The organism is Thiobacillus sp. (assembly GCF_024708915.1).
The window spans coordinates 1-5,502 of the sequence record NZ_JANJXQ010000034.1; the positions used below are offsets into that span (position 1 = coordinate 1).

Annotated in this window: 6 protein-coding genes; 5 read left to right on the top strand and 1 reads right to left on the bottom strand. The window is 67.6% G+C overall.

Going from position 1 to position 5,502, the window contains the following annotated elements; all coding sequences use genetic code 11:
• The first annotated feature begins 302 nt into the window (after nt 1–302).
• From Q0L94_RS02865 to Q0L94_RS02885, 5 genes are read left to right on the top strand one after another with little or no spacing between them, the layout of a single operon-like run.
• The gene (locus tag Q0L94_RS02865; RefSeq protein ID WP_296749915.1) at nt 303–1,508 is read left to right on the top strand and encodes a type II secretion system F family protein; all 1,206 of its coding nucleotides are present in this window, start codon (nt 303–305) and stop codon (nt 1,506–1,508) included.
• A complete protein-coding gene (locus Q0L94_RS02870; protein WP_296749916.1) occupies nt 1,508–3,007 on the top strand; it encodes a monoheme cytochrome SoxX in 1,500 nt (499 codons plus the stop codon). Before Q0L94_RS02865 ends, Q0L94_RS02870 begins: the two co-directional genes overlap by 1 nt.
• On the top strand, nt 3,004–3,603 hold the full coding sequence (locus Q0L94_RS02875; protein WP_296749918.1) for a hypothetical protein: 600 nt from the start codon (nt 3,004–3,006) through the stop codon (nt 3,601–3,603). Before Q0L94_RS02870 ends, Q0L94_RS02875 begins: the two co-directional genes overlap by 4 nt.
• Before the next feature lie 59 nt (nt 3,604–3,662).
• Complete coding sequence (locus Q0L94_RS02880) at nt 3,663–4,061, top strand: hypothetical protein (protein ID WP_296749920.1); 399 nt, start codon at nt 3,663–3,665, stop codon at nt 4,059–4,061.
• The gene (locus tag Q0L94_RS02885; protein ID WP_296749921.1) at nt 4,058–4,792 is read left to right on the top strand and encodes a type II secretion system protein; all 735 of its coding nucleotides are present in this window, start codon (nt 4,058–4,060) and stop codon (nt 4,790–4,792) included. The genes Q0L94_RS02880 and Q0L94_RS02885 overlap by 4 nt, the downstream gene beginning before the upstream one ends.
• Here the strand turns inward: Q0L94_RS02885 and Q0L94_RS02890 are convergent.
• The coding region (locus tag Q0L94_RS02890) for an ATP-binding protein (RefSeq protein ID WP_366799127.1) at nt 4,758–5,502 on the bottom strand (745 nt) is incomplete at its 5' end. The genes Q0L94_RS02885 and Q0L94_RS02890 overlap by 35 nt on opposite strands.

Below are 5,502 nucleotides of genomic sequence, written 5' to 3' on the forward strand. Positions count from 1 at the left end.
GGCGATGGCGGCACCCTGGGTTGTCCCCCTTCAGCGCTGCCGATTTGGTGTGGGCGGGCGGGGAAAAAGCGGAACCGTGTCCGAGCTCCGCAGCAAGGCACGTTTTGTGTGCCTTGCCAGGGCGAGTTGGTGGAGCGCCCGCCCGCGCGCGCCAAATCGGGAACCCGCAGGGCAGCGATGTGGGGTCGCCTTTCTTTGGTTACTTTCTTTGGCGAAGCAAAGAAAGTAACTCGGCCAAAGGCGAAACAGAGCGATCGCATCCCGCAGGCGAAAAGCGAAGCCCTCGCGAGGCTCGCATAACCATGCCCTTCTTCGACTACCGCGCCATCGACCAGACCGGCCGCACCACCCGGGGCACACTGTCGGCCGTCAACGACGTCGACCTCGAACTGCGCCTGAAGCGCATGGGGCTCGACCTCATCACGCTTTCCGAGCTTTCGCGCCAATACGCCCCCAGCGGCCGCGAGCGCGTCACCCGCCGCGACCTGGTCACCTTCTGCATCCACATGCGCTACATCACCCGCGCCGGGATTCCGCTGCTCGAAGGCCTGCGCGACCTGCGCGACAGCATGGAAAAACGCGGCTTTCGCGATGTGCTGACCGCGCTGCTGGAAGACCTGGAGGGCGGCAAGGTGCTGTCGCAGGCGCTGGCTGCGCACCCGGCGGTGTTCGGCGCGGTGTTCGTCCACAGCGTGCGCGCCGGCGAGCAGACCGGTCTGCTGGATGCGGTGTTCGAGCGCCTGGGCGAATCGCTGAAATGGCAGGAAGAAGTCGCCGCCAAGGCCAGGCGGCTGATGATCTATCCGGCGCTGGTGCTGGCCGTGGTCGGCGCGGCCATCCTGTTTCTGCTGGTCTATCTGGTGCCGCAGGTGCTCTCCCTGGTCGAGACCATGGGCGTGGTGCTGCCGCTGCCGACCCTGATCCTGATGGCGGTATCGAGTGCGTTGCGTTCGTACTGGCTGGTCGGGCTGCTGCTGGCGCTGGCGCTGGGGGTCGGGCTGCCGTTATGGGCAAGCAGGAGCGAGGCGGGGCGCGACTGGTGGGACCGCACCCAGTTGCGGCTGCCGATCCTCGGGCCGATCGTGCAGAAGATCGTGCTGTCGCGCTTCACCAACACCCTGGCGATGATGTACCGCTCGGGGGTGACGGTACTCGATGCCTTGCGCGCGGGCGAGATGGTCGCCGGCAACCGGGTGATCGCTGGCGGCATCCGCCGCGCCGCGCAGCAGATTGCCGATGGCCGCGGCCTGTCCGAAAGCTTTCAGTCGCTGGCGCTGTTTCCGCCGCTGGTGATCCGCATGCTGCGCGTCGGCGAGACCACCGGCGCGCTCGACGAAGCGCTCGACAACGTGACGTATTTTTATAACCGCGAAGTGCTCGACTCGATCGAAAACGGCCTCCGGATCCTGGAGCCGCTGCTCACCGCCATCCTCGGCCTGCTGCTCGGCGGCATCCTGGTATCGGTGCTGCTGCCGATTTACGACCTGATCGGGAACCTGCCACTGTGATGCTCGACCACCGCCTGATTCTGCTCGCCACCCCCCGCCAGATCGGCGTGCTCGACTGGCGTCCCGGGCATCTGCACTGGCTGGGCGATTTTCCCGCCAGTACCGAAGGGCTGGCGGCATTCCACAGGGTCGTGGTCAAGCATGCGCAGCTGCCGGTGCTGCTGGTGGTCGACACGGTGGACGAGGATTACCGCAGCGAAATCCTGCCGCACGTGCAGGGACGCGCGCGCGACGAACTGCTGGCGCGCAAGCTCAAACAGGTGTTCCGCAATGCGCGTTTTACCGGCGCCTGGCGGCAGGCGCGCGAGACGACCGGGCGCCGCGACGACCGTTATCTGCTGGCCGCCCTGCCCGACGCCGACTGGCTGACGCCGTGGCTCGGCGTGCTGCACCGCGAACGCGTACCGCTGACCGGCATCGCCCCGCTGGCGCTGGCGTGCCAGCACCTGCTGGACAAACTGCGGATACAGGAGCCTCACGTGCTGCTGGCCTGCCGCCTCAACAACAGTTTGCGGCTGTCTTACTACCATCACGGCTTATTGCGTTTTTCGCGCCTGATCGGCGGCGACACCCCGACCCAGCTGCCGGGCAGCGCGGCCGACGAAATTGCCAAGACGCAGCTTTACCTGACCGGCCAGCGCATCCTGCCGCGCGAAGCCCGCCTGCATGTGCTGCTGCTCGACCCCGGCGGCCAGCTGGACAGCGCGCAGGCGCCGCTCAACGCCGATCCCGCGTTCAGCACGCGGCTGATCGACATGGCCAGCCTCGCGCGCGCTCTGCGCATTCCGGACGACTTTCTCGCCGCCACGCCGGAAATCGCGCCGCTGGCCGCGATTGCGGGCGAGGCCATGCAGTTGAACCTGGCCCCGCCCGAACTGCTGCAACGCCATACCGAATTCCGCTGGCGGCGTGGCCTGCACGCGGCTGCGGGCATCATTGCACTGCTCGGAACAGGCATCACGGCCGCCTACTGGCTGCACGCGCAAGACCTGACCGACCAGGCCAGCCAGATGCTGCAGCAACAGCAACAGCTCGACGCCCGCTATCTGTCCATCGCGCGCACGTTTCCCATCCAGTCGGCGGCGCCCGAACAATTGGCCCAGACGGTGGCGCTGGCGCGCCAGCTCGGCAGCGGCCAGCCCGATACCGGCGCGCTGCTTGCCGCCATCGGCCGGGCCATCGACGCGGTGCCCGACATCACGCTCGACAAGCTGGAGTGGGCCGACGACGCGCTAACGGCCGGTGACGGAACGCGGGTCAGCCTCGACGCCTCGCTGGTTCCGTTCGACGGCAATTACCGCGCGGCCATGCAGCGCATCGACCGGTTCATGCATACCCTGCAAGCCGTGCCCGCCCTGCATGACGTGCGCTTGCGCAGCAGCCCGGTGAACGCCGATTCCGCCAGCACCCTGTCGGGGCGAACGCTCGATGCCGGCGCGGGCGAATCCCCCGCCGCGCGTTTCAGCCTCGGCCTGCGTTACCGCGAGGCCCGGCCATGAAGCACCCGCCGTTCGCCGCGCTCAAGCTGCCGCTGCTGCTGGTACTGGCGGCACTGCTGCTGGCCGGGGGCGGCATACTGTGGAGCCGCGGCCAGGCGCAAGACGCCGGGCTTGTCCTGCAGCAGCAACGCAGCGCGCTCAACGGCGCGCGTCAGCAGCTCGACCGCAGCCGCCAGCAGCAGCAACTCATCGCCACTCACCTGGCCGATTATCAGGCGCTCGCCGCACGCGGCTTTATCGGCGCAGAAGACCGGCTGGCCTGGATCGAAGCGGCGCAACTGGCCTACCGCGATGCCGGGCTTTATAGCCTGGATTACCGGCTGACGCCGCGCGCCGCTTCGCTTCCCGCGCTCGCCCATGGCCTGCCGCTGGGGCAGACGACCATGAGCCTCACCCTGCCGCTACTGGTGGAGACCGATCTCACGCGCTTCCTGAACGCGCTCAAGGTGCGCGCACCCGGGGTCTACCGGGTGCAGGGCTGCCAGCTGTCCCATCCGGGCGATGCGCCATTCGAGCCGGCCAACCAGCCGCGCCTGCTGGCCGAATGCGAACTGCTGTGGTTTACCGTTGCGGCAAAATCGGGGACTTTGCAATGAACATCCATTCGCCCCGGGGGCACAGAAACACAGGGCACAGCAGGTCCATTCGGCGCGGAATGGGCCGTTACGGTTCAGCCTGGGTTTTCTCTCTGGCCCTGTGCCTCTGCGGTTCAGGGTTTGCAGCAACCGCCGACCCCGGACGCCTGTTCTACACCCCCGAGCAGCGCGCCCAACTCGAAGCCGCGCGCACCCGCAACCTCACCCAGCCGCGCGGCCAGAATAAAACCACCGCCCCCGCCACGCCGGCACCCCTGCGTTTCGACGGCATGCTGATCCGCTCCGACGGCAAGACCACGCGCTGGGTCGACGGCAGGCCGCAACTCGACGGCGCGGCCGTATCGGGGCTGAAGCCGGGACAGATCCGTGCCGACGGCCACGTGTACGAACCCTACCAGGTATTGCGCCCGCTCCCACCCACGCCGTCCGCCCCCGGCGAGAAGGAATCCGCACCATGAGTTCCCAGCGCGGCTTCACCCTGATCGAACTGGCCATCGTGCTGGTCATCGTCACCATCCTGATCGGCGGACTGGCGATGCCGTTGTCGACGCAGATCCAGGCGCGACGGATTGCCGAAACCAAGAAGACGCTGGAGGAGGCGCGGGAAGCGATCATCGGCTATGCGATGACCCATCAGACCTCAGGCTCGCCTCCCAGGCCCTATCTCCCCTGCCCCGACGCCAACGCAGACGGCATCGAGGAAGCACGCGACGTCGCCGGCGATTGCCCGCAACGGGCTGGCTGGCTGCCCTGGGTCACCCTCGGTACCGCCTCCCAGGACGCGTGGGGTAACCGCTTGCGCTACACAACCCATGAAGATCTGACCAACAGCAACAATGGTTTTTTTAATGGCAGCGAAGCTGCGGCCACGTCAACGTGGAACCATGTCTGTTCCCTGGCCGACTGTCCGACGGTGGATGTGGCCGCCGGCATGCCGGTCGTCCTCGTATCGCATGGCCCCAATGGCCGGGGGGCCCGCAATGTCAACATTCCCTTTGGCAGCCCCACCCCTGCGCTGCCCCCCGGAACCAGCGCCAACGAAATCGAGAACCTCGACGCCGACCACCGCTACGTCAGTCGCCCCCCCTCCAGGCCGGGCGACGCAGCAGGCGAGTTCGACGATCTCGTCGCCTGGCTGCCGTTCAGCGTGCTGATCAACCGGGTATGCCCGGCGGGCGGTTGTCCGTAGCCTGCAGGCGGAACGCCACCCGCCCCGCTTGGTTGTCCGGCAGTTCCAGCCGATAGCCGGTGCGCGCCGCCTGCCGCGCGGCCTGATACAGCCCCACTCCGAGACCGAAATCCGAGGCCACCGGGCTCAGGAACAGGTTGCGCGCCACGTGCTCGGGTGCCGGCGCGCCGCTGTCGGTCACCGTCAGGCTCACCAGCGGCTGCAGTTCCAGGCGCACCGCCACCGCCACGCCGGGCTCGGCCTGGCGCTTGCGCAGCGCGTTGGTGAGCAGGTTGTCGGCGACGCTGTCGAACAGATCCTGCGGCAACGGCGTGTCGTCGAGCGCCTTGGCGAAGAACTGCACGTCGTCGTGTTCGTAGCGCGTCTGCAGCTCCGCCCACCACGCCTGCGCCGGTATGTGCGCGACATCCATTTCGGCCGGCTGCTTCAGCTTGTCGACTGTCTGCGACAGCCGCGTCGCCAGCTGCGGCAACTGGCGCTTCATCAGTTCCAGCAGACGCTCGCTATCCTCGGGCGTGGACATGTCGGCGGCGGCGAGCAGGGTTTTCAGCGACTGCAGGATATTCTTCACGTCGTGCGTCAGCCGCGCGCCGGTGTCATGGATCGCCTGGCTGTAGGCCTGCTCGCGCAAGGTCTGTTCGCGCACCTTGGCGGCGTAGAAATAGCCCAGCAGCTGCGACAGCAGCCGCACATGCAGCGCCAGCGCCGGG